The organism is Isoptericola cucumis, assembly GCF_014635665.1.
Lineage (GTDB): Bacteria > Actinomycetota > Actinomycetes > Actinomycetales > Cellulomonadaceae > Isoptericola > Isoptericola cucumis.
Genome location: NZ_BMDG01000009.1, coordinates 113,400 through 136,835 on the forward strand (window position 1 = coordinate 113,400; position 23,436 = coordinate 136,835).

General features: G+C 73.7%; 24 protein-coding genes. 14 read left to right on the top strand and 10 right to left on the bottom strand.

Annotated features, from left to right (window positions below; genetic code table 11):
- Positions 1 to 2 precede the first annotated feature (2 nt).
- The gene (locus IEW03_RS13855) at positions 3 to 1,322 is read left to right on the top strand and encodes an RNA polymerase sigma factor (protein WP_188524286.1); all 1,320 of its coding nucleotides are present in this window, start codon (positions 3 to 5) and stop codon (positions 1,320 to 1,322) included.
- Here the strand turns inward: IEW03_RS13855 and IEW03_RS13860 are convergent.
- Complete coding sequence (locus IEW03_RS13860; protein WP_188524287.1) at positions 1,301 to 2,158, bottom strand: helix-turn-helix domain-containing protein; 858 nt, start codon at positions 2,156 to 2,158, stop codon at positions 1,301 to 1,303. The two genes, IEW03_RS13855 and IEW03_RS13860, sit on opposite strands and share 22 nt — an antisense overlap.
- 101 nt (positions 2,159 to 2,259) lie before the next feature.
- Between IEW03_RS13860 and melA the strand changes: the two genes are divergently transcribed.
- The 4 genes from melA to IEW03_RS13880 all read left to right on the top strand — a co-directional run bounded on the left by melA (position 2,260) and on the right by IEW03_RS13880 (position 6,958).
- The gene (melA, locus tag IEW03_RS13865) at positions 2,260 to 3,687 is read left to right on the top strand and encodes an alpha-galactosidase (protein WP_188524288.1); all 1,428 of its coding nucleotides are present in this window, start codon (positions 2,260 to 2,262) and stop codon (positions 3,685 to 3,687) included.
- A gap of 100 nt (positions 3,688 to 3,787) precedes the next feature.
- On the top strand, positions 3,788 to 5,101 hold the full coding sequence (locus IEW03_RS13870; protein WP_188524289.1) for an ABC transporter substrate-binding protein: 1,314 nt from the start codon (positions 3,788 to 3,790) through the stop codon (positions 5,099 to 5,101).
- On the top strand, positions 5,085 to 6,062 hold the full coding sequence (locus IEW03_RS13875) for a carbohydrate ABC transporter permease (protein WP_229738064.1): 978 nt from the start codon (positions 5,085 to 5,087) through the stop codon (positions 6,060 to 6,062). The genes IEW03_RS13870 and IEW03_RS13875 overlap by 17 nt, the downstream gene beginning before the upstream one ends.
- Positions 6,059 to 6,958: a carbohydrate ABC transporter permease gene (locus IEW03_RS13880; protein ID WP_229738066.1), complete on the top strand. Its 900-nt coding sequence runs from the start codon at positions 6,059 to 6,061 to the stop codon at positions 6,956 to 6,958. Before IEW03_RS13875 ends, IEW03_RS13880 begins: the two co-directional genes overlap by 4 nt.
- 28 nt (positions 6,959 to 6,986) lie before the next feature.
- Here the strand turns inward: IEW03_RS13880 and IEW03_RS13885 are convergent, their stop codons facing one another.
- From IEW03_RS13885 to IEW03_RS13910, 6 genes are all read right to left on the bottom strand, one after another.
- Positions 6,987 to 8,213: a PQQ-binding-like beta-propeller repeat protein gene (locus tag IEW03_RS13885; protein WP_188524290.1), complete on the bottom strand. Its 1,227-nt coding sequence runs from the start codon at positions 8,211 to 8,213 to the stop codon at positions 6,987 to 6,989.
- A 176-nt stretch (positions 8,214 to 8,389) separates the two neighbouring features.
- Positions 8,390 to 8,794 carry an ectoine synthase gene (locus tag IEW03_RS13890; RefSeq protein ID WP_188524291.1) on the bottom strand — a complete coding sequence of 135 codons (405 nt, stop codon included), beginning with the start codon at positions 8,792 to 8,794 and terminating at the stop codon, positions 8,390 to 8,392.
- A gap of 38 nt (positions 8,795 to 8,832) precedes the next feature.
- The gene (gene ectB, locus IEW03_RS13895; RefSeq protein WP_188524366.1) at positions 8,833 to 10,101 is read right to left on the bottom strand and encodes a diaminobutyrate--2-oxoglutarate transaminase; all 1,269 of its coding nucleotides are present in this window, start codon (positions 10,099 to 10,101) and stop codon (positions 8,833 to 8,835) included.
- 136 nt (positions 10,102 to 10,237) lie between these two features.
- Positions 10,238 to 10,798 (bottom strand): diaminobutyrate acetyltransferase, encoded by a 561-nt coding sequence (gene ectA / locus IEW03_RS13900; protein WP_188524292.1) that lies wholly within the window; start codon positions 10,796 to 10,798, stop codon positions 10,238 to 10,240.
- Positions 10,799 to 11,104: 306 nt separating this feature from the next.
- Positions 11,105 to 11,587 (bottom strand): transcription elongation factor GreA, encoded by a 483-nt coding sequence (greA, locus tag IEW03_RS13905; protein ID WP_188524293.1) that lies wholly within the window; start codon positions 11,585 to 11,587, stop codon positions 11,105 to 11,107.
- 181 nt (positions 11,588 to 11,768) lie between these two features.
- Positions 11,769 to 12,194 (bottom strand): DUF4307 domain-containing protein, encoded by a 426-nt coding sequence (locus IEW03_RS13910; protein WP_229738068.1) that lies wholly within the window; start codon positions 12,192 to 12,194, stop codon positions 11,769 to 11,771.
- An 82-nt stretch (positions 12,195 to 12,276) separates the two neighbouring features.
- On the opposite strand from IEW03_RS13910, the gene mca reads away from it, so the two are divergent.
- Genes mca through IEW03_RS13925 form a run of 3 tightly spaced genes read left to right on the top strand, consistent with a single transcriptional unit; the run spans position 12,277 to position 14,389 of the window.
- Entirely contained in the window at positions 12,277 to 13,152 is an 876-nt protein-coding gene (gene mca, locus IEW03_RS13915; RefSeq protein WP_188524295.1) for a mycothiol conjugate amidase Mca, read from the top strand.
- Positions 13,149 to 13,484, top strand: a complete 336-nt coding sequence (locus IEW03_RS13920) for a hypothetical protein (protein ID WP_188524296.1) — start codon at positions 13,149 to 13,151, stop codon at positions 13,482 to 13,484. The genes mca and IEW03_RS13920 overlap by 4 nt, the downstream gene beginning before the upstream one ends.
- Complete coding sequence (locus tag IEW03_RS13925; protein ID WP_188524297.1) at positions 13,481 to 14,389, top strand: carbon-nitrogen hydrolase family protein; 909 nt, start codon at positions 13,481 to 13,483, stop codon at positions 14,387 to 14,389. The genes IEW03_RS13920 and IEW03_RS13925 overlap by 4 nt, the downstream gene beginning before the upstream one ends.
- Before the next feature lie 7 nt (positions 14,390 to 14,396).
- On the opposite strand, the gene trhA is transcribed toward IEW03_RS13925, so the two are convergent.
- A complete protein-coding gene (trhA, locus tag IEW03_RS13930; RefSeq protein ID WP_371870629.1) occupies positions 14,397 to 15,176 on the bottom strand; it encodes a PAQR family membrane homeostasis protein TrhA in 780 nt (259 codons plus the stop codon).
- Between the two features lie 258 nt (positions 15,177 to 15,434).
- On the opposite strand from trhA, the gene IEW03_RS13935 reads away from it, so the two are divergent.
- The 5 genes from IEW03_RS13935 to IEW03_RS13955 all read left to right on the top strand — a co-directional run bounded on the left by IEW03_RS13935 (position 15,435) and on the right by IEW03_RS13955 (position 19,732).
- Entirely contained in the window at positions 15,435 to 16,196 is a 762-nt protein-coding gene (locus IEW03_RS13935) for an isoprenyl transferase (protein WP_229738077.1), read from the top strand.
- Positions 16,197 to 16,272: 76 nt separating this feature from the next.
- The gene (locus tag IEW03_RS13940; RefSeq protein ID WP_229738079.1) at positions 16,273 to 16,851 is read left to right on the top strand and encodes a MarR family winged helix-turn-helix transcriptional regulator; all 579 of its coding nucleotides are present in this window, start codon (positions 16,273 to 16,275) and stop codon (positions 16,849 to 16,851) included.
- A 79-nt stretch (positions 16,852 to 16,930) separates the two neighbouring features.
- Entirely contained in the window at positions 16,931 to 18,076 is a 1,146-nt protein-coding gene (locus IEW03_RS13945; RefSeq protein WP_188524299.1) for a ferrochelatase, read from the top strand.
- Positions 18,073 to 18,846, top strand: coding sequence for a hydrogen peroxide-dependent heme synthase (gene hemQ / locus IEW03_RS13950; RefSeq protein ID WP_188524300.1), 774 nt, complete (start codon positions 18,073 to 18,075; stop codon positions 18,844 to 18,846). Before IEW03_RS13945 ends, hemQ begins: the two co-directional genes overlap by 4 nt.
- A gap of 73 nt (positions 18,847 to 18,919) precedes the next feature.
- Positions 18,920 to 19,732: a TspO-related membrane protein gene (locus IEW03_RS13955; protein ID WP_188524301.1), complete on the top strand. Its 813-nt coding sequence runs from the start codon at positions 18,920 to 18,922 to the stop codon at positions 19,730 to 19,732.
- Positions 19,733 to 19,754: 22 nt separating this feature from the next.
- On the opposite strand, the gene IEW03_RS13960 is transcribed toward IEW03_RS13955, so the two are convergent.
- Positions 19,755 to 20,585 (bottom strand): putative protein N(5)-glutamine methyltransferase, encoded by an 831-nt coding sequence (locus IEW03_RS13960; RefSeq protein ID WP_229738088.1) that lies wholly within the window; start codon positions 20,583 to 20,585, stop codon positions 19,755 to 19,757.
- A gap of 50 nt (positions 20,586 to 20,635) precedes the next feature.
- Positions 20,636 to 21,955 (bottom strand): Glu/Leu/Phe/Val family dehydrogenase, encoded by a 1,320-nt coding sequence (locus IEW03_RS13965; protein ID WP_188524302.1) that lies wholly within the window; start codon positions 21,953 to 21,955, stop codon positions 20,636 to 20,638.
- Between the two features lie 144 nt (positions 21,956 to 22,099).
- On the opposite strand from IEW03_RS13965, the gene IEW03_RS13970 reads away from it, so the two are divergent.
- Positions 22,100 to 23,389 carry an Nramp family divalent metal transporter gene (locus IEW03_RS13970; RefSeq protein ID WP_188524303.1) on the top strand — a complete coding sequence of 430 codons (1,290 nt, stop codon included), beginning with the start codon at positions 22,100 to 22,102 and terminating at the stop codon, positions 23,387 to 23,389.
- Positions 23,390 to 23,436: the final 47 nt, after the last annotated feature.

Consider the following 23,436-nt stretch of genomic DNA (forward strand, 5'->3'; position numbering starts at 1 on the left):
CGATGACGACGCCGGCCGCCGCGGTCGAGGACGCGTTCCGCACCGAGTGGGGGCGCGTCCTCGGCGCGGTGGCGCGCCACGTGGGCGACCTGGACCTGGCCGAGGAGTCGACGCAGGAGGCGTTCGCCACGGCGCTGCGCACCTGGGGCCGGGACGGGGTCCCCGAGCGGCCCGGCGCCTGGCTCACGACGACCGCCAGGCGGCACGCGATCGACGTGCTGCGCCGCCGGCGGACCGAGGCGGACCGGACCGCCACCGCGGTCCGGCTCGCGGCGCCGCTGGAGGGCGCGGCCACCGACGTCGGCCCGACGGGCCACGACCCCGACGACCTCGACGGTCTCGGCGACCTCGACGACCCGGACGGCGACCTGCTGCGCCTGCTGTACACGTGCTGCCACCCGGCGCTGCCGCTGGAGGGCCGGATCGCCCTGACGCTCCGCTCGCTCACCGGGATGACGACTGCCCAGGTGGCGCGGGCGTTCCTCGTCCCCGAGGCGACGATGGCGCAGCGGCTGGTGCGGGCCAAGCGGCGGATCAAGGCGACCGGGATCACGTTCCGGGTGCCGCCGGCGGCGCTGCGCGCGGAGCGCACCGGCGACGTCCTCACCGTGCTGTACCTGTTGTTCACCGAGGGGTACGACGCCTGGGCGGAGCCCGCGACGGACGTCGCCGGCGGCACGGACCGCCGGGCGCTGGCCGGCGACGCGGTGCGGCTGGCCCGGCTGGCGGCGCGGCTGCTGCCCGACGAGCCGGAGGCCGGCGGGCTGCTCGCCCTGCTGCTCCTGCAGCACGCCCGCCGGGACGCCCGCAACGGCCCCGACGGCGTCACGCGCACGCTCGCCGAGCAGGACCGGTCGCTGTGGCGGCGCGACGAGATCGCGGAAGGGCTGCGGGTGCTGGACGACGCGCTCGCCGTCCGCCGCCCGGGCCCGTACCAGGTGCAGGCGGCGATCGCCGCGCTGCACGCCCGCGCCGCCTCGGCTCCGGAGACGGACCGGGACGAGGTGCTCGCCCTCTACGACGTGCTGCTCGGGATGACGCCGACGCCCGTCGTGGCGCTCAACCGGGCGGTCGCGGTGGCCGAGGCCCACGGGCCGGCGGCCGGGCTCGCGGTGCTCGACGACCTGGCGGGCGACCCGGCGCTCGGCTCGTACCACCTGTTGCCGGCCGTGCGAGCGGAGCTGCTCGCGCGGTCGGGGCGGCCCGACGACGCCGCGGCGGCGCTGCGCACCGCGCTCGGCCTCGTGGACCGGGAGGGCGACCGGCGGCTGCTGCACCGCCGGCTGGAGGACCTGACCGGTCAGCGGAACGACCGGCGGTAGTCGCCCGGCGCCGTGCCGCACACCTGCCGGAACGTGTCGTAGAAGCTGCTCTGGGCGGTGAACCCGGCGGCGTGCGCGACCTCCGCCGTGGTGCGGGTCGACGTGAGGAGCAGGCGCTGCGCCTCCGCGACGCGGCAGCGCGCGATGTAGGTGCCGATGGTCGTCCCGACGACCCGCTTGAACAGGGTCATCGCGTGGCTCGGGCTGAGGTGCACGGCCCGCGCCACGTCGGCGGGGGAGATCGGGGAGCGGTAGTGCTCGGCGACGAACTGCGCCATGGCCGTCGCCCGGGACGCCGCGCCGGTGAGCTCGGCCGGGACGCCCGGGGCCGCGCCGTGCGGTGCGTCGGGCCGCGGGCCGTCGTGCGCGTCGCTGGTGAGCAGGCGCCGCACGAACGCCTGCACCTCGAGCAGCACGACGGTCGTGTCCCGGCCGGACGACAGGTCGTGGTGCCACGCCGCGAACAGCGCCTCGACGTCGTGCACCAGGGCCGCGACGGGCACCACCACGGGCCGCGCGCTGAGCAGCACCGCGAGGTGCTCGGTGGGCAGGGCCCAGCCCAGCACCTGCGCCAGCGGGACGTGCACCCACGAGACGTCGGTCGACGGCGTGGCCGGGGCGACGAGCTGGTGCGGCGTGCCGCCCCAGAAGAGGGCGACCTCGCCCGCGCCGACGCGCAGCCGCGAGCCGCCGAAGAGGTAGTCGAGGCGCCCGGTGCGCACGAGGTTGAGCTCGAGGTCGTCGTGCCGGTGCGGCCGCGCCATCACGGGGGGCGCGCCGCAGCGCACCCAGAGCGCGGGTTCCGCCAGCTCGACCTCGTCGTCCGCGAGCACCATGCCGCGAGGATAGGCCGACCCCTCGAAGGGCCGAAGGATCCCGGAGACCGGGACGAGTCAGCCGGAGGTTCCACCGTCATCCTCGGGCCTAGCGTCGCGGCATGGCTCATTCCCCGAAGATCACCATCATCGGTGCCGGCGGCTTCGTCTTCCCGTTCCGCCTCATCGGAGACCTGCTCAGCTTCCCGGCGCTGCGCGGCGCCACGCTCAGCCTCATGGACCTCGACGCGGGCCGGCTGGACCGGGTGGCGAGCGCCGCCCGCGAGCTCGTCGACCACCACGGCCTGCCCACCGTCGTCGAGCAGACCACCGACCGCCGCGAGGCCCTGGCCGGCGCGGACTTCGTCATCATCACGTTCCAGGTGGGCGGCGTGGAGTCCTACCGGCACGACGTCGAGATCCCGCGCCGGTACGGCGTCGACCAGACCGTCGGGGACACCGTCGGCCCCGGCGGCGTCTTCCGCTTCCTGCGGTCGGTGCGCGCCTACCAGGACATCGCGGCCGACGCCCTCGAGCTGTGCCCCGGCGCGCAGTTCATCAACTACGCCAACCCGATGGCGATGGCCACCGCCTACCTCAACGCGCTCGGCCTGCGCACCGTCGGTCTGTGCCACAGCGTGCAGGGCACCACGCGCATGCTGGCCCGCACGCTCGGCGTCCCGTACGACGAGGTCTCCTTCCGGTGCGCCGGCATCAACCACCAGGCGTGGGTGCTCGACTTCCGCCGCGGGGACGAGGACCTCTACCCGCGGCTGCGCGAGGTCATGGCCGAGCGGCACGTGCGCGGGCGCGCCGCGGCCGACCTGCTCGCCGACGACGGCGACCACTCCGACGCGGCCCTCGCGGCCAGCACCTACGAGGGTGGCAACGAGCAGGTCCGCACGACGCTGATGAACCACTTCGGCTGGTTCGAGACGGAGTCCAGCCACCACGCGTCGGAGTACGTGCCGTGGTTCCGCAAGGACCCGGCCACCACGCTGGAGTACCTCCCGGAGCGCTGGGACTACTACGAGATCTGCTCCGCGCACGACGAGCAGGGCGACGTCGACGAGCAGCTCGAGCGCCTCGAGGCCGACCTCAGCCCGTCGGTCGAGTACGGCGCGTCGATCGTCAACGCCGTGGTCACGGGCGTGCCCGCCGTCGTCTACGGCAACGTGCCGAACGCGGGCCGGGTGATCACCAACCTGCCCGACGACGCGTGCGTCGAGGTCGCGTGCCTGGTCGACGCGAACGGCGTGCAGCCGACCTCGTTCGGCGACCTCCCGCCCCAGCTCGCGGCGATCAACCGCACCAACGTCAACGTGCAGACGCTCGCCGTCCGGGCGGCCCTGACCGGCGACGTCGAGCACGTGCACCACGCCGTCGCGCTGGACCCCCTGACGTCGGTGCACTGCACCCTCGAGCAGGCCCGGGCCATGACCGACGAGCTGCTCGCGGCGCACGCCGCGCTGCTGCCCGCCGCGCTGCGACCGGACGGCGCCGCACCCGGCGCGGGCACGGCCGACCGGGACCCCGCGCTGGCGCTCTGAGCCCGGGGCACCCCGGTGCCCCGGGCGCCGACGCCCGGGGCACCGCCGGGGCCGCGCGCCGCGCCGCCCCTCGACGGACCCTCGACGAAGAGGAGACGACATGCCGACCCCCGTCGCGGGGACCGGGAACCCGGTCGCGCGCAGGCTGTCCCGCCGCAGCTTCCTGGCGGTCGCCGGGATCAGCGTCGCGGGCGCGCTCGCGGCCTGCTCCGGCGCCCCGACCGGTACCAAGCACCTGCGCCTGTCTTCGTGGAACATCCCGCTGGACCTGGAGTCGTACCAGGCGATCGCCGACGAGTTCGTGGCGGCCCACCCGGGCACCAGCGTCGCGGTCGAGGTGACGACCGGGCAGTTCCACCAGTGGTTCATCACCCGCCTGGCGGCGGACCTCGCGCCCGACATCATCCGCATCACGCCGCAGCAGATCGGGCGCTACGCCGCCAACGGCAGCCTCGTGGACCTGACCGGCGCCGTGCCGGCCGCGTACCAGGACGACTGGTCGGAGCCGTTCTGGGCGATCGGGGCCAAGGAGGACGGCCTGTTCGGCGTCTTCCAGCACACCGACAACTTCATCACGTACTACGACCGGCGGGTGATCGAGCAGATCGGCGTCGACGTCCCACAGAGCCTCGACGAGGCGTGGCACTGGGACGAGTTCCTGGAGATCGCCCGCGAGGCGCAGCGCCTCACCGGCCGGTACGGCTTCGGGTACGGCTGGGGCGGGCCCGAGACGGCGTACCGCTGGATGCCGCTCGTCTACCAGAACGGCGGCGCCTTCCTCGGTGAGGACGGCATGACGCCGAGCATGGACACCCCCGAGGCCGTCGGGGCCCTCGACTTCGGCGGGCGCTGGTACGCGGACGGGCTCGTCTCGCCGGCGAACATGAGCAAGTCCGGCGGCGGCGCCGTCGGCCGTGATCTCTTCGCCACCGGCCAGACCGGCCTGCTGCTCGACAACCCCGAGGCGATCGCGGCCCTCGACGAGGCGCGGCCCGACGAGTGGGGCACCACGTACATGATCCGCAACGACGGCGAGGCCTCGGACCTCGGCGGCAACGCGCTGGCGGTGACCCGCTCCAGCAAGCACCCGGAGCTCGCGGCGGAGCTCGTCGCCTTCGTCACGAGCCGGACCAACGTCGCCGAGTTCTGCCGGCGTGGCAACTGGCTGCCGGCCCGCTCGTCCCTCGACGCGGCCGACATCGGCTACCAGCGGCACGAGAGCACGATGCAGCAGTTCATCGACCAGGCCTCGACCATCCCGCTGTCGATGGTGCGGGCACAGTCCGGGCCGTACTTCAGCTCGCTCAACTCGGTCTTCGCGGACTACCTCGACCTGTGCTTCCTCGGCGAGCTCACCCCTGGCGAGTGCGGCACCCAGATGACGGAGGCGATGCGCAGTGTCACCACACGGTGAGACCCTCACGGCCGCCGGAACCGCCCCCGCCGGGACCACGACCGACGCCGTGCCGGGCGACCCCGCGGGGACGAGGACGGACGGGCCCGCGCGCCGCCGTCGCGGACGCTGGGCGCCCTACCTCTTCGTCGGGCCCGCGGGCCTGCTGTTCCTGGCGTTCTCGCTGGTCCCGATCGTCATCGCGGTGGCCCTGTCGTTCCAGGACACCGCCACCCTCGGCGAGGGCAGCTGGGTGGGCGCCGACAACTACCGCACCATGCTGTCCGACCCGCTGCTGCGTACCGCCCTGCTCAACACGGTGGTCTTCACGGTGGGCACCGTGCCGACGGCGATGGCGATCGGGCTCGCGCTGGCGGTGGCGCTCAACCGGCCCCTGCCGGGCCGCGGCGTGCTGCGGGCGCTGTTCTTCGTGCCGATGGTCGCGGCCGGCGTCGTGGTCGGCGTGATCATGTCGTGGATCTTCAACCCGGACTACGGGGTGGCCAACAACGCGCTCCGGGCGCTCGGCCTCGGGGGCCTGCCGTGGCTGACGTCGCCGCGCACCGCGATGGTGACGCTGGTCCTCGTCGTCGTGTGGACGCGCATCGGGTTCTGCATGGTGATCTACCTCGGGGCGCTGCAGTCGATCCCGTCGGAGCTGCGCGAGGCCGCGGCGATCGATGGGGCGAGCCGCTGGCAGCGGTTCCGGCGGCTCACCGTGCCCATGCTGGCGCCCACGACCTCGATCCTGCTGATCCTCAACGTGGTGTTCTCGCTGCAGGCCTTCGACGTGATCTACGTCATGACCGGCGGCGGGCCCGGGTTCTCCACCACCGTCCTCATCCAGTACGTGTTCCGGTCCGCCTTCGCCGACGCCCGCATGGGGTACGCGGCGGCGCTCGGCCTCCTGCTGGTGCTGATCCTGCTGGTCTTCACGCTGCTGCGGCAGCGCGCGACGAAGAAAGCCGAGGAGCTCCTGTGACCGCCGTCCCCGTGCGCCCCGCGCCCACCGCGCCCAGTGCGCCCACCCGTCCCGGCGGCTCACCCCGGGAGCGGCGTTCGTCCCGCCGTCGGTGGCTGCTCACCGCGGCCCTGACCGCCGTGGCCATCGCCGTCGTCTTCCCCCTGTACTGGATGGTCGTCTCGGCCCTCACCACGGGCGGCCAGTCGCAGAGCAGCGAGTTCTACCTGTGGCCCGACGCGCCGACCGTCGGCAACTTCACCGAGGTCTTCGCGACGCAGCCGGTCTGGCGCTGGCTCGGCAACTCGATGCTGGTCGCGACGGTCGGCACCGCGCTGTCCGTGTGCGTCTCCCTCGGCGCCGGGTACGCGCTGGCCAAGTACCGGTTCCGGGGGCGGGGGCTGCTGTACGCCCTGTTCCTCGTGACGATCATGATCCCGATCCAGGTGACCCTGGTGCCGGCGTTCCTCGTCGTCGCGCGGCTCGGCCTGGTCGACTCGCCCTGGGCCGTCATCCTGCCGACCCTCTTCGACGTCGTGGGGATCTTCATCGCGCGCCAGTTCATGCTCGGCGTGCCCGACGCCCTCATCGAGGCGGCCCGGCTGGACGGCGCCGGCGAGCTGCGCACCTTCTTCCGGGTGGTGCTGCCCTCCTGCGGGCCGCTCGTCGGGGTGCTGGTGATCCTCGGGTTCATGAACCGGTGGAACGACTTCCTGTGGCCGCTGGTCGTGCTGCAGGGCAACGAGAGCCTCACCGTGCCCGTCGGCCTGTCCACCCTGACGACGAACCCGGCGTTCAGCTCGCCGTGGGGCGCGGTGATGGCGGTCGCGACGGTCGCGGTCGTCCCGCTGCTGGTCGTCTTCCTGGTCTTCCAGCGGACCTTCGTGCAGGGCATCGCGAGCACGGGGATCAAGTAGGCCGCGCCGGACCGGCTGCGGCCCGGGCCTACCCCTGCTCGGCGGGGAACAGGCTGTCGAGCGAGACCATCCAGTCGAAGTCCTCGCTCGCGAGCCCGTCGGCGACGTAGGTGCCGTCACCGAGGGGGTAGATGCCGCTGGAGCGGTCGAAGATCGTGCCGTCGGCGATGTCCATGGCCGCTGCCTCCTCGCCGGTCGCGGCGTCGAGGAGCACGGCCTTGTTGGTCTCGGAGGACTTCACGATGACGCCGTCGGGGCCGCCGCCCAGGAGGCTCGTGCTCCCGTCGCCGGGCCCGGCGGACCAGGCCACCTCGAGCGTCGTCGGGTCGACGAGCGCCACGTCGCCGTCGGCGCCGAAGGGGCCGTCCGTGCCGGTCCGGACGACGAGCTTGCCGTCGATCGCGACACCGCACCGGTCGACCGCCTCGTTGCCGATGCAGATCTCGCCGCCCACGTCGTCGTGCGCGGCGAGCTCCTCGCCCGACGCCGCGTCGTGGACCGACAGCCCGAACCGCGTCGTGCTGCCGTCCTCGGACTCCTCCGCGGTCTGGACGACGAGCGGGTCGAAGGAGGCGACCTGCTGCTCCACGCCGTCGGCGCCCGGCAGGGTGAAGACCTCCTCGCCGGTCTCGGCGTCGAGGAACGTCAGGTCCTCGATGTCGTCGTCCGTGGCGCAGGTGGTCGCGACGAGGGCGCCGCCCGACGCTGCGTAGGCGCAGCCCGGGGCGTCGCCGCTGTTCGGGTCCCGGGCCTCGACCGACCACGTCTCCGCGCCGGACTCCGGGTCGAGCCGGGCGACGACCCACGAGGCCTCGAGGGAGCCGTCGGCCTGCTTCCCCTGCGCGAAGAGCCCGGCGTCGGAGAGGAAGAGGGTGGGGCTCTCGAGCGCGAGGCCGTCCAGGGTGGTCATGCCGGTCATGGTGGCCAGCGTCTGGTGCTCCGTGGTGTGGCCCTCGTACGGTTCGCCGCCCTCGGCCGTGCCGAACAGGGCGTAGCCGCCCCCGTACCCGAGGACGTCGCCCAGGGCGCCGAGCTCCACGGGGTCGGGGGGACCGCCCTGAGGGACCTGGTCCTCGCCGGCCTCGCCGGCCTCGCCGGCCTCGCCGGCCTCGGTCGAGGAGGCGTCCGACGAGGCTCCGTCGGCCGGTCCCTCCGCAGGGGCCTCGCCCCCGCCGGAGCATGCCACGAGCGTGAGCGCCGTCGTCGTCGCGAGCAGCGCCCCCGCCGTCCGCCGCCGGATGAGTCGTCGTGCCATGGTCGTCCCCCTGGTGCGTCGGTCCTCCGCGACACGGTAGGCCCGGGCACCAGCCGCGACCATGGGGAGACCTCCCCATCGGGCGCCCCGTGACGGGAGACGGCGAGAGCTCCTGCCCCCGGTCCGGGGGAGGAGCTCTCGCCGTCGCGACCCACCACCGGGGTGGGTGCAGCGCGTCAGACCGCGGCCGTCTCCGGCTCGGTGACGAGCGGGTAGACGCCGTTCTCGTCGTGCACCTCGCGGCCGGTGACCGGCGGGTTGAAGACGCAGACGCACGTGATCTCGGTGCGCGGGCGCACCTTGTGCTTGTCGTGGTCGTTCAGCAGGTACAGGGAGCCCGGCTTGAGCTGGTGGACCTCGCCGGTCGCCAGGTCCTCGATCTCGCCCTCGCCCGAGGTGATGAACACGGCCTCGATGTGGTTCGCGTACCAGAAGAAGCTCTCGGTACCCGCGTACAGGGTGGTCTCGTGGACCGAGAACCCGACGCCCTCCTTCGCGAGGATGATGCGCTTGGAGCGCCAGTTCTCGCTCTTGATGTCGGCGTCGGTGTCGGTGACCTCGTCGAGGGTGCGGACGATCATGTGGGGGTTTCCTCCGAAGCTTCTGGGGGTGGTGGGGGTCAGGACAGGACGGCGGCGAACGCCTCGTCGAGGATCGCCAGGCCGCGGCGCAGCTCGTCGTCGGTGATGGTCAGCGGCGGCAGCAGCTTGACCACCTCGCCGTCGGGGCCGGAGGTCTCCACGAGCAGGCCGCGCTGGAACGCCTCGGCTGTGACGCGGCCGGCGAGCTCGCCGTCGGGCAGCTGCAGGCCGCGGGCCAGCCCGCGTCCCTTCGCCACGAGCTCGTGCTGTGAGTAGCGCGAGACGACCGAGTTGAAGTGGCTCTCGATGAGGGCGCCCTTGGCGATCGTCGACCGCTCGAGGGTGTCGTCGGTCCAGTAGGTGCGCAGCGCCTCGGACGCCGTGGCGAAGGCGGGCGCGAAGCCGCGGAAGGTGCCGTTGTGCTCCCCGGGCTCGAAGATGTCCAGCTCGGGCCGCACGAGCGTGAGGGCGAGGGGCAGGCCGTAGCCGGAGATCGACTTGGACAGGCAGATGATGTCCGGCGTGATGCCGGCCTCCTCGAAGGAGAAGAACCCGCCGGTGCGGCCGCAGCCCATCTGGATGTCGTCGACGATGAGCAGGATGCCGTGCCGCTTGCACAGGTCGGCCAGGCCGCGCAGCCACTCTGCGCGGGCGGAGTTGATGCCGCCCTCGCCCTGCACCGACTCGACGATGACCGCCGCGGGCTCGTTGAGGCCGCTGCCGCCGTCCTCGAGCAGGCGCTCGAGGTAGACGAAGTCGTCCACGTCGCCGTTGAAGTAGTCGTCGTACGGCATCGGCGTGGCGTGCACCAGCGGGATGCCGGCGCCGCCGCGCTTCATCGAGTTGCCGGTCACGGACAGCGCGCCCAGCGTCATGCCGTGGAAGGCGTTGGTGAAGGTGATGACCGACTCGCGGCCCGTGACCTTGCGCGCCAGCTTGAGCGCGGCCTCGACGGCGTTCGCGCCGCCCGGGCCGGGGAACATGACCTTGTGGTCGAGCCCGCGCGGCTCGAGGATCACCTCGTGGAACGTCTCGAGGAACTCCCGGCGCGCCGTGGTGAGCATGTCGAGGCTGTGCACCATGCGGTCGTCGATGAGGTAGTCGAGGAGCACCTGCTTGAGACGCCGGTTGTTGTGCCCGTAGTTGAGCGACCCTGCTCCGGCGAAGAAGTCGAGGTAGGGGGTCCCGTCCTCCGCGTACACGGTGGCGTCGACGGCGCGGTCGAACACCGTCGGCCAGGCGCGCGAGTAGCTGCGCACCTCGGACTCGAGGGCGGTGAAGCCCGTGGGGTCGTCGGCGGAGTACATCGAGGGGGCAGGGATGGTCGGGGATGTCACGAAGGACACTCCTTGGGGTGGTGCGCGCCGGTGCGGTTTCGGTGTGAAGGGGCTGCGTCGTCACCTGCGCGCCGGACCGGCGCAACCCGAAGAGTGTGCGGCGCCGTCAGCGGCCGCGGATGCCGTCGATCACCAGCAGGGGCTCGGCCTCGTGGCCGTCCGGGAAGTGCGCCTCGGTGAAGCCGGTGGTCTCGGTGAGGGTGGCGCCGCGCCGCTCGGCCCAGCGGGAGAACAGGCGGCGGGACGCGACGTTGTCGGTCGTCACGGTGGTCTCCACGCGCGTGACGCCGGGGGAGCCGTCGACGGCCGCGTCCAGCAGCCGGGCGGCGACCCGCAGGCCGCGCATCCGCTCGTCGACCGCGACCTGCCACACGAAGAGGCAGGAGGGGTCCTCGGGGAGCCGGTAGCCGGACAGGAATCCCACGGCCTCGGCGGACGCGCCGTCGCCCAGGACGGCGATCCGGGAGGTGCCCGCGAAGTGCCGGGCGAGCAGCAGATAGGCGTAGGACGAGTTGAGGTCCAACGACCCCGTGTCGCGGGCGAGGCGCCACATGGCGCCGCCGTCGGACGTCGTCGGGGTCCGGATCGTCACGTCCTGCGGTGGCGCTCCCTGGGGGCCGTGCTCGTCGGTCGGGTGGTTGGTCGTTGCGGTGTCCGTCGTGTCCATACCGCCATCGACCATAGACGAGTCCGGGGAAGAACCCCACCTGGGACATGACCCTTTCTCGACCGGGACCCGGTGAGCGGGCGGGGACTATTCGTTGCCAGGTCAACGGACAGGCGGGGGTCGGGGCGGCCCTGCCCGGACCGGTCATCCGTCTCGGATCGTGAGATTTCTCGGGGTCGCGTGCCCGGGGTGGGCCGTCTCCGGACATGCCGAGACCCGGGCCGTCGCGAGGCGCTCCCTGGGAGCGCCCGGCGTCGACCCGGGTCTCGGTGCGGTGCTCGGGGCCGCGGCGTCCGCGGCCGTCGCTCAGCTCGCGAACGGCGTCGCGGACTTGATCTCGACCGCGATCTCCTTGCCGCTCGGGGCGGTGTACGTCACCGTCTCGCCGATGCTGTGCCCGTCGATCGCCGCACCCAGCGGCGACGTGGGGGAGTAGACGTCGAGGTCGGTGGTCCCGGCGATCTCGCGCGAACCCAGCAGGAACGTCATCTCGTCGCCGGCGACGACCGCGTCCACCACCATCCCGGCCTCGACCATGCCGTCGTCCGCGGGCGTGCTGATCTGCACGTGGCGGAGCTTCTCGGTGAGCTCGCGGATGCGGGCCTCGTTCTTCGCCTGCTCCTCGCGCGCGGCGTGGTACCCGCCGTTCTCCTTGAGGTCGCCCTCGTCGCGGGCGGCGGCGATGCGCTCGGCGATCGCGGTGCGGGCCGGGCCGGAGAGGTGCTCCAGCTCGGCCTTCAGCCGGTCGTGAGCCTCCTGGGTGAGCCAGGTGACGGTGCTCTCGGTCACGAGGGCTCTCCTTTCGTGGTGCTCGTGGGCCTGCTCCGGGCCGCGCGCGTACGGCCGACGCGCGTCGGCACGCGCGTCGGTTGGTGCAGGACTGCGTGTGAATCCCTCAGGATAGCCCCGAAATCGAGCGGATCCCAAGGCTTTGCCCTGGGCGAACGTCCGGACCGTGGTCCCGCGACGCTCAGCTCGTGGTCGCGCAGTCCGCCACGACGGCCGTCGTGGCCTCCTCCGAGGTGTGGATCTGGACGGTGTAGGTGGAGGTCGACTCGTCGGCGGGGCCGACCGGCACGTCGAGCGTCCCCACCTGCGCGTAGCTGGGGGCCAGCGCGTCCACCGTGCAGACGGCCGTGGTGCCCGGCGGCATGTGCACCTGGAAGGTGATGTCGGTCCGCTCCGGGCCCTGGACCTCGAAGCCGACGGCGTCGAACGAGACCGGCTGGTCGCGGCTCTGGTCGAACGAGAACCAGGCCACCACCGCCACCGCGGCGGCGAGGCCCGCCACGACCGCCACGGTGCGCCCCCGCCCGGACCGTCGGCGGGGTGCGCGGGTGCCGTACCGGTCGGCCGGAGGCTCGGCCGGAGGGGTGGAGGTGCCGGGGTCGCTCATGGTGCACCATTGTCCCTGAAGCCCGCTGCCGACCGACCCGGGAGGGACTGTGTCCTTCGCCCCGCACGAACCCCTTCGACTCATGGCGGTGCACGCGCACCCCGACGACGAGTCCAGCAAGGGTGCCGCCACCACCGCGCGGTACGCCGCCGAGGGGGTCGAGGTGCTGGTCGTGACCTGCACCGGCGGCGAACGCGGGGACGTGCTCAACCCGAGCTTCGAGGTCCCCGAGGGGCACGAGTTCGACTCCGTCGAGGGCCGGCGCGCCGTGCGCCGCCTGGAGATGGCGGACGCCGCCGCGGCGCTCGGCGTCCGGCAGACGTGGCTCGGCTTCGTCGACTCCGGCCTGCCGGAGGGCGACCCGCTCCCGCCGCTGCCGGACGGCTGCTTCGCGCTGCAGCCCCTCGAGGAGGCGTCCGCGCCGCTCGTCGAGCTGGTGCGCCGGTTCCGCCCGCACGTCATGACGACCTACGACCCGTCCGGCGGCTACCCGCACCCCGACCACATCAAGTGCCACGAGGTCGCGTACGAGGCCTACCACGCGGCGGGCGACGCGTCCCGGTACGTGACCGACGGCGGGGCGGAGCCGTGGACGCCGCGCAAGCTCTACTACAACCACGGCTTCTCGATGGAGCGTCTCCGCGCGGTGCACGAGGCGATGCAGGGCGCGGGCCTCGAGTCGCCGTTCGGCGACTGGATCGAGTCGCGGGCCGCACGCGAGATCCCGGAGCGGGAGGCGACGACGCGAGTCCATGCGGCCGACTACTTCGACCGCCGCGACGCCGCCCTCGTCGCGCACGCCTCGCAGATCGACCCGGAGGGCTTCTTCTTCGCCGTGCCGCGGGACATCGAGGCCGACGTCTGGCCGACGGAGGAGTTCGAGCTGGCGGACGCCCGCGTCCCGACCGAGCTCCCCGAGGACGACCTGTTCGCCGGGCTGCGGGAGGAGGGCCGATGAGCCTCGTGGCGCTGTGGGCGGCGTCCGCGCCGTCCCCGAGCCCCAGCCAGGGCCCGTCCGAGCTGGAGGTCACCCCCGGGCTCGCGGGGTTCCTCGCGACGTTCGCCGTCGCCGTGGCCTGCGTGCTGCTGTTCCTGTCCCTCACCCGGCACCTGCGCCGCGCCACCCGCAACGCCCAGGAGCAGGGGATCCCGGTGGAGGAGCCGAAGCGGATCGCCTTCGGGCGCCGCCCGGCCCCCCAGGGCGACGCCGAGGGCGGACCGGCCGGGGATGGCGAGGGCACCGCGGACGACGCCACGGAGGGTGACGGCGAGCCAGGGAGCCGGGGATGAGCACCCCGGTGCGCGTCACGGTCGGCCAGCTCGCGGGCTCGGCCGACCACGCCGCCAACAGGGAGGCCGTCGCCGAGGCGTTCGTCGCCGCGGCACGGGTCGGCGCCGACGTCCTGCTGCTGCCCGAGTACGCCTCCGGGTACGAGCCGAGGGGCGTGGGCGCCGAGCACGCCGAGCCGCTCGACGGGCCGTTCGTCACGGCCTTGCGGGAGAACGCGGCGCGCTACCGGATCGCGGTCGTCGCGGGGACCACGCTGCCCGCGTTGGGCGGGCCGGCGCCGGTGCCCGGGGAGTCCGCCTTCACGGGGCCGATCCCCGCGGTGACGGGCTCGGTCCGGGCGGTGACGGGTCCGGTGCCGGTGGCGGGCGGCGACGGGCGCGCCTCGAACACGGTGGTCGCCGTCGACGCCGAGGGCGAGATCTCCGGCATCTACCGCAAGGTGCACCTGTACGACGCGTTCGGGACCCGCGAGTCCGACCGGCTCGAGCCCGGTCCTCCGGACGTCCCGCCCCTGGTGATCAGGCTGGGCGACCTCACGTTCGGGGTCATGACCTGCTACGACCTGCGGTTCCCGGAGTCCGCGCGGCGGCTGGTCGACGCCGGCGCGCAGGTGATCGTGGTCCCGGCCGCGTGGGTGGAGGGGCCGCTCAAGGCCGACCACTGGCGCACGCTGCTGCGCGCGCGGGCCATCGAGAACACGGCGGTCGTCGTCGGCGTCGCGCTGTCGGGCGCGGGGCTTGTGGGGCGCTCGCTCCTCGCCGGGCCGGACGGCGTCGTCGGGCTCGAGCTCGACGACGCCCCGCAGGTGCGCACGGTCGACCTCGACCCGGAGCCGCTGGCCGACGTGCGGGCGCAGAACCCGTCGCTGGCGAACCGCCGGTACCTGGTCGTGCCGCGGCCGTGAGCCGCGGCTACAGCGCCGCGAGGTAGATCGCGACGGTGTGGCAGGTGAAGCCCACGACGGTCAGCGCGTGGAAGATCTCGTGGAAGCCGAACCACCGGGGCGAGGGGTCCGGGAACTTGGTGCCGTACACGACGGCGCCGACGATGTAGGCGACGCCGCCCGACGCGACCAGCCAGGCGACCGCCGCCCCGCCGGCGGCGGCGAACTGCGGGATGTACCCCACGGCCACCGAGCCGAGCGCCACGTAGACGGGCACGTACAGCCAGCGCGGGGCGCTCATCCACAGCACGCGGGCGACGAGGCCGAGCAGCGCGCCGCTCCAGACGATCCCCAGCAGGATCGCCGCCGTCCGCTGCGGCAGCAGCATCACCGCCAGCGGCGTGTAGGTGCCCGCGATGATGAGGAAGATGTTCGCGTGGTCCAGGCGCCGCAGCACGGCCGCGGTGCGCGGGGACCAGGTGCCGCGGTGGTAGACGGCGCTGGTGCCGAACAGCATGACCGCGGTCACGCCGAAGACGGCGCACGCGATCTTGTCGGCGGTGGTGTCGGCGAGGACGACGAGGACGACGGCCGCCGCGAGGGCGAGGGGGGTCGTCACCGCGTGGATCCAGCCGCGCAGGTGGGGCTTGAGCCGGGCGGCCTGGGCCGCGGCGGCCTCCGACATGCTCTGCACGGCGTCGGTCACGGCCTCCTTGGCGTCGCGGGCCGCCTCCTTGACGTCGGGCACGCCGTCGCGTTCGGTGCGGAACCTGTCGGCGCGGCCGTCGGGTCGTGCAGCAGCTGCCACGGATCCTCCTTCGCTCGGGACGTCAGTAACCTACGCATCCGTAGGTTACGCCAGCGTAGGCGACGGCCGCGACGACGGTCGACCGCCGGGCTGTGAAGATCCTGCGGCGGGTTGCGTCGCGTCATGGACCGGAGCGCCCGGACGGGCCGGCCCACCTGCGGGGAGCGGTACCGTTGTCCCGGTTTTGTCCGTCCTGCCCGCCGGGCGTCTGCGTCGTCGAGCGCCGGCGTGCCGCGGCCCGATCCTCCGAGGTCTCGCGTGCGCCTGCCCCACCTGCTCTACGGCCTGTACGAGCGGCGGCTGTCCACCTCGCTGCCGTCCGCGCAGATGCCCCGGCACGTCGGCGTGATCCTCGACGGCAACCGCCGATGGGCCCGCTCCTTCGGCGAGACCGCCGCGACGGGGCACCGGCGGGGCGCCGACAAGATCGCGGAGTTCCTCGGCTGGGCGGAGGAGCTGGGCGTCGAGGTCGTGACGCTGTGGATGCTCTCCACCGACAACCTCGCCCGACCGCAGGAGGAGCTCGCCGACCTGCTCGACATCATCCGCGACGCCGTGCAGGACCTCGCCGAGTCGGGGCGTTGGCGGCTGCGCGTCGTCGGGCGCCTCGACCTGCTGCCGCCCGAGCTCGCCGGCGCCGTGCGCTCGGCCGCCGACGCCACCCGCGGGGTGCAGGGGCTGCAGGTGAACGTCGCCGTCGGCTACGGCGGCCGGCACGAGATCGCGGACGCCGTGCGCTCCTACCTCAAGGAGGAGGCCGCGCAGGGCACGACGCTCGCCGAGCTCGCCGGGCGGATCGACGTCGACGACATCGCCGCCCACCTGTACACCAAGGGCCAGCCCGACCCGGAGCTGGTCATCCGCACGTCGGGCGAGCAGCGCGTGGGCGGGTTCCTCATGTGGCAGAGCGCCCACTCGGAGCTGTACTTCTGCGAGGCCTACTGGCCGGACTTCCGCCGCGTCGACTTCCTGCGCGCGCTGCGCGACTTCTCCCAGCGGGAGCGCCGCCTCGGCCGGTGACCGCCCCCGGCCCGACGGGGCGGCGCCCCCGAGCACGGCCGGGCGCCCGTCGGTGGCCTGCGGCACACTGCGAGGCGTGACCCCGCCATCGCCGACGCCGTCGCACGACCCCGTCCCGCAGCCCGCGCCGTCGACCCGCCCGACGGCGGGCGCCCGGCTGGCGGCCGACGCCTGGGAGTCGCTGTTCCGCACCCAGGTGGCGATCATGCGCCGGCTCCAGGCGGACGACATCTGGCACGACGTGACGATGCGCGAGTACGACGTGCTGTTCACCCTGTCGCGGGCGCCCGGCGGAGCGCTGCGGCTGCGTGAGCTCAACGAGGGCATCCTGCTCGCGCAGTCGTCGCTGTCCCGGCTCGTCGAGCGCCTCGAGGCACGCGGGCTGGTGCGGCGCTCGGTGCCGGCCGACGACGCCCGCGGCACGCTCGTGCAGCTCACCGACGCCGGGGCGCGGCTGCAGCGCGAGACCGGGATCGCGCACGTGCGCACGATCGAACGGTTCGTGGGCGAGGGCCTGGCGCCCCAGGAGCTCGAGACCCTCACCGAGCTGCTGGAGCGGCTGCGGGCCGCGCAGGCGGACATCCCGGACCGCCACGGCGACCCGGCACGAGGACGAGGGCGCGGGGGCCCGGGGGCGGCCGAGGGGTCGAGATGACAAGGTGTGCCGTCAATGTCACGTCGGGCGGAGGGTCCGGGGGGCCTGCGGACGTCTCGCCCGGTGGGAAGATGCCATCATGCCGATGACCCCCCGGTCGGCCGATCCCGGCCCGTACGACGCCCTGCTCCTCTACTCCTTCGGTGGCCCGAACAAGCCGGAGGACGTGGTCCCGTTCCTCCGCAACGTGACCGCCGGCAAGGGGATCCCCGACTCGCGGCTCGAGGAGGTCGGCGAGCACTACTACGGCTTCGGCGGCAAGAGCCCGATCAACGAGCAGAACCTCGCGCTCAAGGCGGCGCTCGAGGCCGAGCTCGCCGACCGGGGGATCGACCTGCCGATCGTGTGGGGCAACCGCAACTGGGAGCCGTACACCACCGACGCGATCGGCGAGCTGGAGCGCCTCGGCGCGAACCGCGCCGTCGCCCTGGTCACCTCCGCCTACTCGTCGTACTCCGGCTGCCGCCAGTACCGCGAGGACCTCGCCGTCACGCTCGAGAAGCGCGGCCAGCTCGGCCCCGACGGCTCGACGGGCGTGCAGTTCGACAAGGTCCGCTCCTACTTCAACCACCCCGGCTTCGTGGCCGCCAACGCCGAGGCCGTGCTCGAGGCCTACGAGGAGCTCGAGACCAAGGGCGGCGACCCCGCCGCCGCCACGATCGTCTTCGTCACGCACTCCATCCCCGACACGATGGAGGAGGCGTCTGGCGTCGGCCATGCGACGTACTCCGCGCAGCACCTGGACGTCGCCGCGGTGATCGCCGCGGTCGTCTCCGAGGTGCGCGGGCACGCCGTCGAGTGGGAGCTCGCCTACTGCTCGCGCTCCGGCCCGCCGTCGCAGCCGTGGCTGGAGCCCGACGTCAACGACCTGCTCACCGAGCGCGCCGGCGAGGGCCTGAAGGACGTCGTCCTGTCGCCGATCGGCTTCGTCTCCGACCACATGGAGGTGGCCTACGACCTCGACACCGAGGCCATGGCCACCGCCACGGAGCTGGGCATGACCGCGGTGCGCGCCGGCACCGTCGGCACGCGGCCGGTCTTCGTGTCCGGGCTGGTCGACCTGATCCTCGAGCGCGCCGCCCTCGCGCGCGGCGACGAGGTCGAGCAGGCCACCGTGGGCTCCCTGCCCGCCTTCCCGTCCGTCACCCCGCCCGACTGCTGCCTGCGGCGTCACGCCGAGCCCAGCGGCATCCCGGCACTCTGCAGCGAGGACATGCACCGATGAGCGAACAGCCCCAGTCCCACGTGCACGGCGACACCGGCGAGGCGGTCGACGCCGCGGCGATCAACGAGTCCATCCGGTACGCGATGATCGCCGTCTTCTCCGTGGCGGAGCCGCTGCCCGCGGACGACGCCGAGCGTGCCGCCGTCGTCGCCGAGGCCGAGACGGCGTTGTGGGACGGCCAGGAGACCGCCGCCCGCGTCGCCGAGCGCGCCGACGGCGAGGTCGTCGTCCGCGGCGTCTACGACGTCGCCGGCCTGCGGGCCGACGCCGACCTCATGGTCTGGGTGCACGGCCCGTCCGTGGAGTCGGTGCAGGGCGCCTACCAGCGGCTGCGCGCGTCGCGGCTCGGCTCGGCCCTGGCGCCCGAGTGGTCGGTCGTGGCGCTGCACCGCGCCGCCGAGTTCAACAAGGGCCACGTGCCCGCGTTCCTCGCCGGCGAGCGCCCGCGCGACTACCTGTGCGTGTACCCGTTCGTGCGCTCCTACGACTGGTACCTGCTGCCCGACGCCGAGCGCAGCACCATGCTGCGCGACCACGGCATGGCGGCCGCGGGCTACAAGGACGTGCGCGCCAACACCATGAGCACGTTCGCGCTCAGCGACTACGAGTGGCTGCTGGCCTTCGAGGCCGACGAGCTGCACCGCATCGTCGACGTCATGCGCGACCTGCGTGCCACCGAGGCCCGCCGCCACGTGCGCGAGGAGACCCCGTTCTTCACCGGCCCGCGCCTCACGCTGGCCGACTGGGCGGACAAGCAGCCCCGCGCCTGACCGCCGACGAGAGGCCGTCGCCGATGGCCTGCTCTCGGGTGGTCTGCATGCCGGCTTTCGGCATGCTGGAGGGATGACCGCCTCGACCCGTCCGGTGACCGCCCCGACCGGCGCAGATCGCGTCCGCCAGGTCGTCGTGCTGCTCGGTGCGCTCCTCGCGGTCGCCGGCGCCGCGGTGGGGTCGGGGGCCGGCGGCGGGCAGCCCGTCTCCGAGGCCGCCGACGGCGCGCTGTCCGCGGACGCGACCGTCGTCGCGCCCGGCTCTCCGGCGTTCTCGATCTGGACCGTGATCTACGTCGGGCTCGTCCTCTTCGCGGTCGTGCAGGCGCTGCCCGGGCGGGCGTCCGACGGCCGCATGCGGGCGGTCGCGTGGTGGGTCCTCGCGTCGATGCTGCTGAACGCCGTGTGGATCGGCGTCGTGCAGGCGGGCTGGCTGTGGGCCAGCGTCGCCGTGATCGCGTGCCTCGTCGCGGTCCTCTGCGTCATCCTCGTGCGACTCGTCCGCCTCCCGCCGGGCGGACGGCTCGACATGGTCGTCACCGACGTCACCGTCGGGCTCTACCTCGGCTGGGTCTGCGTCGCGACGCTCGCGAACACGGCGGCGACGCTGTCCGCCTCCGAGGTCGGAGCCCTCGGGCTCGGCGCGAGCGGCTGGGGTGTCGTGCTCGTCGTCCTCGGTGCGCTCGTCGTCTCCGCCGTGGCCGTCTACGGGTCGCGGCGTCCGAGCGTCACCGTGCCCGTCGGGCTCGCCGCGGGCTGGGGGCTCGCCTGGATCGCGGTGGCGCGCTTCGAGGGGCCCCTCACCGACCAGACCGTGGCAGTGGCCGCCGCCGCGGCGGCCGCGCTCGCCGTGGCCGTCCCCGTGGCCCTCGCGCTGCGACGCTGACGGCCGGCACCGGCGCTGCGGGTCAGTCGGCGGACGTGGCGACGACGACGGTGCCGCCGGTGGCGTCGTCCGCGTCCGGGTCGTCGTCGGTGACGACGCGCGGCCGCAGGCCGTGGGACCCGACCAGCCGCGTGGCGGCGTCGACCTGGCCGGTGCCGACCTCGAAGAGCAGCGACCCGCCCGGCGCGAGCCACTCGCGCGCCCCGGCGACCACCCGGCGCACGACGTCGAGGCCGTCGCCGCCGCCGTCGAGCGCGACGGCCGGCTCGTGGTCGCGCGCCTCGGGCGGCATGGTCGCGATGGCGTCGGTGGGCACGTAGGGCGCGTTGCACAGCAGGACGTCGACGCCGCCGCGCAGGTGGGCAGGAAGGGCGTCGAACAGGTCGCCGGTGTGCACGCGCCCGCCGAGCGCCTCGAGGTTGCGGCGCGCGTGGTCCGTCGCGGCGACCGCGACGTCGGCCGCGTGCAGCACCATGTGGGCACCCTGCGCGCGGAGACCGAGCGCCACCGCGCCGCCGACCGCACCGCACCCGCAGCACAGGTCGACGACGGTCACGGGTGCGGTGGGCTGGGCGAGGAGGGGGCCGGCCGGCCGGGCGAGAGCGAGCGCGGCACGGACCATGAGCTCGGTCCGCCGTCGCGGCACGAACACGCCCGGCCCGACCGACCAGCGGCGCCCGGCGAACGCGACCCAGCCGAGCAGGTGCTCGAGCGGCTCGCCCGCCACGCGTCGCGCCACGAGCCCCTCCAGCGCGACCTCGGCGCGGGCGCCGGGGCCGGCCGCCTCCCGCAGCAGCGCGGCCTCGTCCTCCGCGAAGACGCAGCCCGCGGCCCGCAGCCGCGCGACGACCACGTCGTCGGCGGCCGCGGACCCCGGGCCGGAGGTCCTGGCGAGGTCGCCGCTCAGGGGTAGAGCCCGCGGATCCGGTGCGCCTCGGCGGTGCGCTGGATGCCGATGACGAGGGCGGCGTCGCGCAGCGAAAGGTCCTGGCGGCGGGCGAGGGCGGAGACGTCGCCGTAGGCGGACGTCATGCGGTGCTCGAGCCGCTCGGCGATCTCGTGCTCGGCCCACCAGTACGTCTGGTTGGCCTGCACCCACTCGAAGTACGACACGACGACGCCGCCGGCGTTGGCGAGCACGTCGGGCACCACGGTGACGCCGTTCCTCGCCAGGATCGCGTCGCCGGCGGTCGTGGTGGGCCCGTTCGCGCCCTCGACGACCCAGCGGGCCCGGACCCGCCCGGCGGTCTGCTCGTCGAGCACCCCTTCCACGGCGGCGGGCACGAGGACGTCCACCTCGAGCCCGAGGAGGTCGACGTTGGACAGCGGCTCGGCGTCGTCGAAGCCGACGACCGACCCGGTGGCCGCGAGGTGCTCGAGCAGCCGCTTCACGTCGATGCCCGCGTCGTTGCGCAGGCCGCCGTACTGGTCGCTGACGGCGACCACCTTCGCGCCGCGCTCGGCGAAGATCGCGGCTGCGTGCGAGCCGACCTTGCCGAAGCCCTGCACGGCCACGGTCACGTCGGTCAGCGGGACGCCGGCCTCCTCGAGGGCGGCGGCGGTCACGTGCACGATGCCGGCGCTGGTGGCGGTGCCGCGCCCGCGCGAGCCGCCCACGGCCAGCGGCTTGCCCGTGACGACTGCCGGGATCGTGTAGCCGCGGTTGACGGAGTAGGTGTCCATGACCCACGCCATGGTCTGCTCGTCGGTGCCCATGTCCGGGGCCATGACGTCGGTGTCGGGGCCGATCATCGGCATGATCTCCGACGTGTACCGCCGGGTGACGCGCTCCAGCTCCGCGGTGGAGTAGTCGCGCGGGTCGATGGCGACGCCGCCCTTGGCGCCGCCGTACGGCAGGTCGACGATGCCGCACTTCCACGTCATCCACATCGCCAGCGCCCGGACCTCGTCGATGTCGACGCCGGGTGCGTACCGCAGCCCGCCCTTGCCGGGCCCGCGGGAGATGTTGTGCTGCACGCGGAAGCCGTGGAACAGCACCGTCTCGCCGTCGTCGCGGCGCAGCGGCACGGCGACGTGGATCTCGCGACGGGGGGTGGCGAGCATCTGGTGCTGGCCGGAGTCGTAGCCGAGGACCTCGACCGCGGTGGCGAGCTGGCTGTGCGCCGTCGCGAGCGGCGACGAGTTGCGGGGCGCGGGTGCGTCGGGCAGGTCGGTCTCGGGCGGGGTGGGCTGGGGCGAGTCGGGGATCGACGTCGTCGTCACGGGTCCTCCAGGACACGGTGCCGGCGGCCCGGGTGGGGTTCCGGCGTGGGTGGCGCGGCCCGGGATCGTGGGCCTCGCGACACACCGTAGCCCGTGTCCGGCGCAGCCCACGAGACGGGTGCTGACTTGCTAGCGTCTGGCGGCATGGCAGACGACGACGTCGACGTGGCCCCTGTCCAGCACGCCTTGCCGGAGGAGCGGCCACGCTGGCGCCTCGTGGGGCCGGGCCTCGTGGTGGCGGCCACCGGCATCGGCGCCGGCGACCTGGTCGCCACCCTGGTGGCCGGCAGCCGGTTCGGGTACACGCTGCTGTGGGCCGCGGTGGTCGGCGTCGTCATCAAGATCGTGCTCGTGGAGGGCGCCGGGCGCTGGTCGCTCGCCACCGGCCGCACGATCTTCGACGGGTGGAAGTCGCTGGGCGCGTGGGCGAGCGTCTACTTCGGCGTCTACATCGTGGTGTGGGGCTTCAGCTACGGGGCCGCGGCCATGTCGAGCTCGGCGCTGCCGCTCGCCGCGCTGTTCCCGCAGGTCGACCTCATCTGGTTCGCGATCGCCATGGGGCTCATCGGGGCCGCGATCGTGTGGCTCGGGAAGTACCGGACGTTCGAGTACGTCATCGCCGTGCTCGTCGGCCTCATGTTCCTCACCATCGTCGGCTCGGCGATCCTCACCGTGCCGAACCTCGGCGAGATCCTCGGCGGCCTCGTCCCGCGCATCCCGGAGGGCTCGCTCATCTACACGCTCAGCCTCGCGGGCGGCGTGGGGGGCACCATCACCCTCGCCGCCTACGGGTACTGGCTCAAGGAGAAGGGCTGGCACACCCCGCGCTGGATGAAGGTCATGCGGATCGACAACGCGGTGGCGTACGTGATCTCCGGCGTCTTCGTGGTCTCGATGCTCATCGTGGGCGCCGAGCTGCTGTACTCCTCGGGCGTCACGATCGCCGACGGCGAGGGCGGGCTCGTCGACCTCGCCGACGTGCTGGCCGACCGGTACGGGGAGCTCATGGCGCCCCTGTTCCTCGTCGGGTTCTGGGCGTCGTCGTTCTCGTCGGTGCTCGGCGTGTGGAACGGCGTCTCGCTGATGTTCGCCGACTTCGTCGCGACCGCGCGCGGGCTGTCCGAGGACGACCCGCGCCGCAAGTCGGGCGGCACCTACTACCGGGCGTACATCCTGTGGCTGACGTTCCCGCCGATGCTGCTCCTGCTGCTCGACCAGCCGATCGCGCTGGTCGTGGCTTACGGCGTGCTGGGCTCCCTGTTCATGCCGTTCCTGGCCATCACGCTGCTGATCCTCATGAACTCGTCCCGCGTGCCGCCGCAGTGGCGCAACAAGCCCCTGGTCAACGTGGCCCTCGTGCTGATCGCCGGGATGTTCGTCGTCCTCGGGGTGCAGCAGCTGATCGAGGCGCTCGCGCCGGTGCTCGGGGGCTGACCGCGGCTGACGGGGCCGACCGCGAACGACCGGGTCGACCGCGGCCG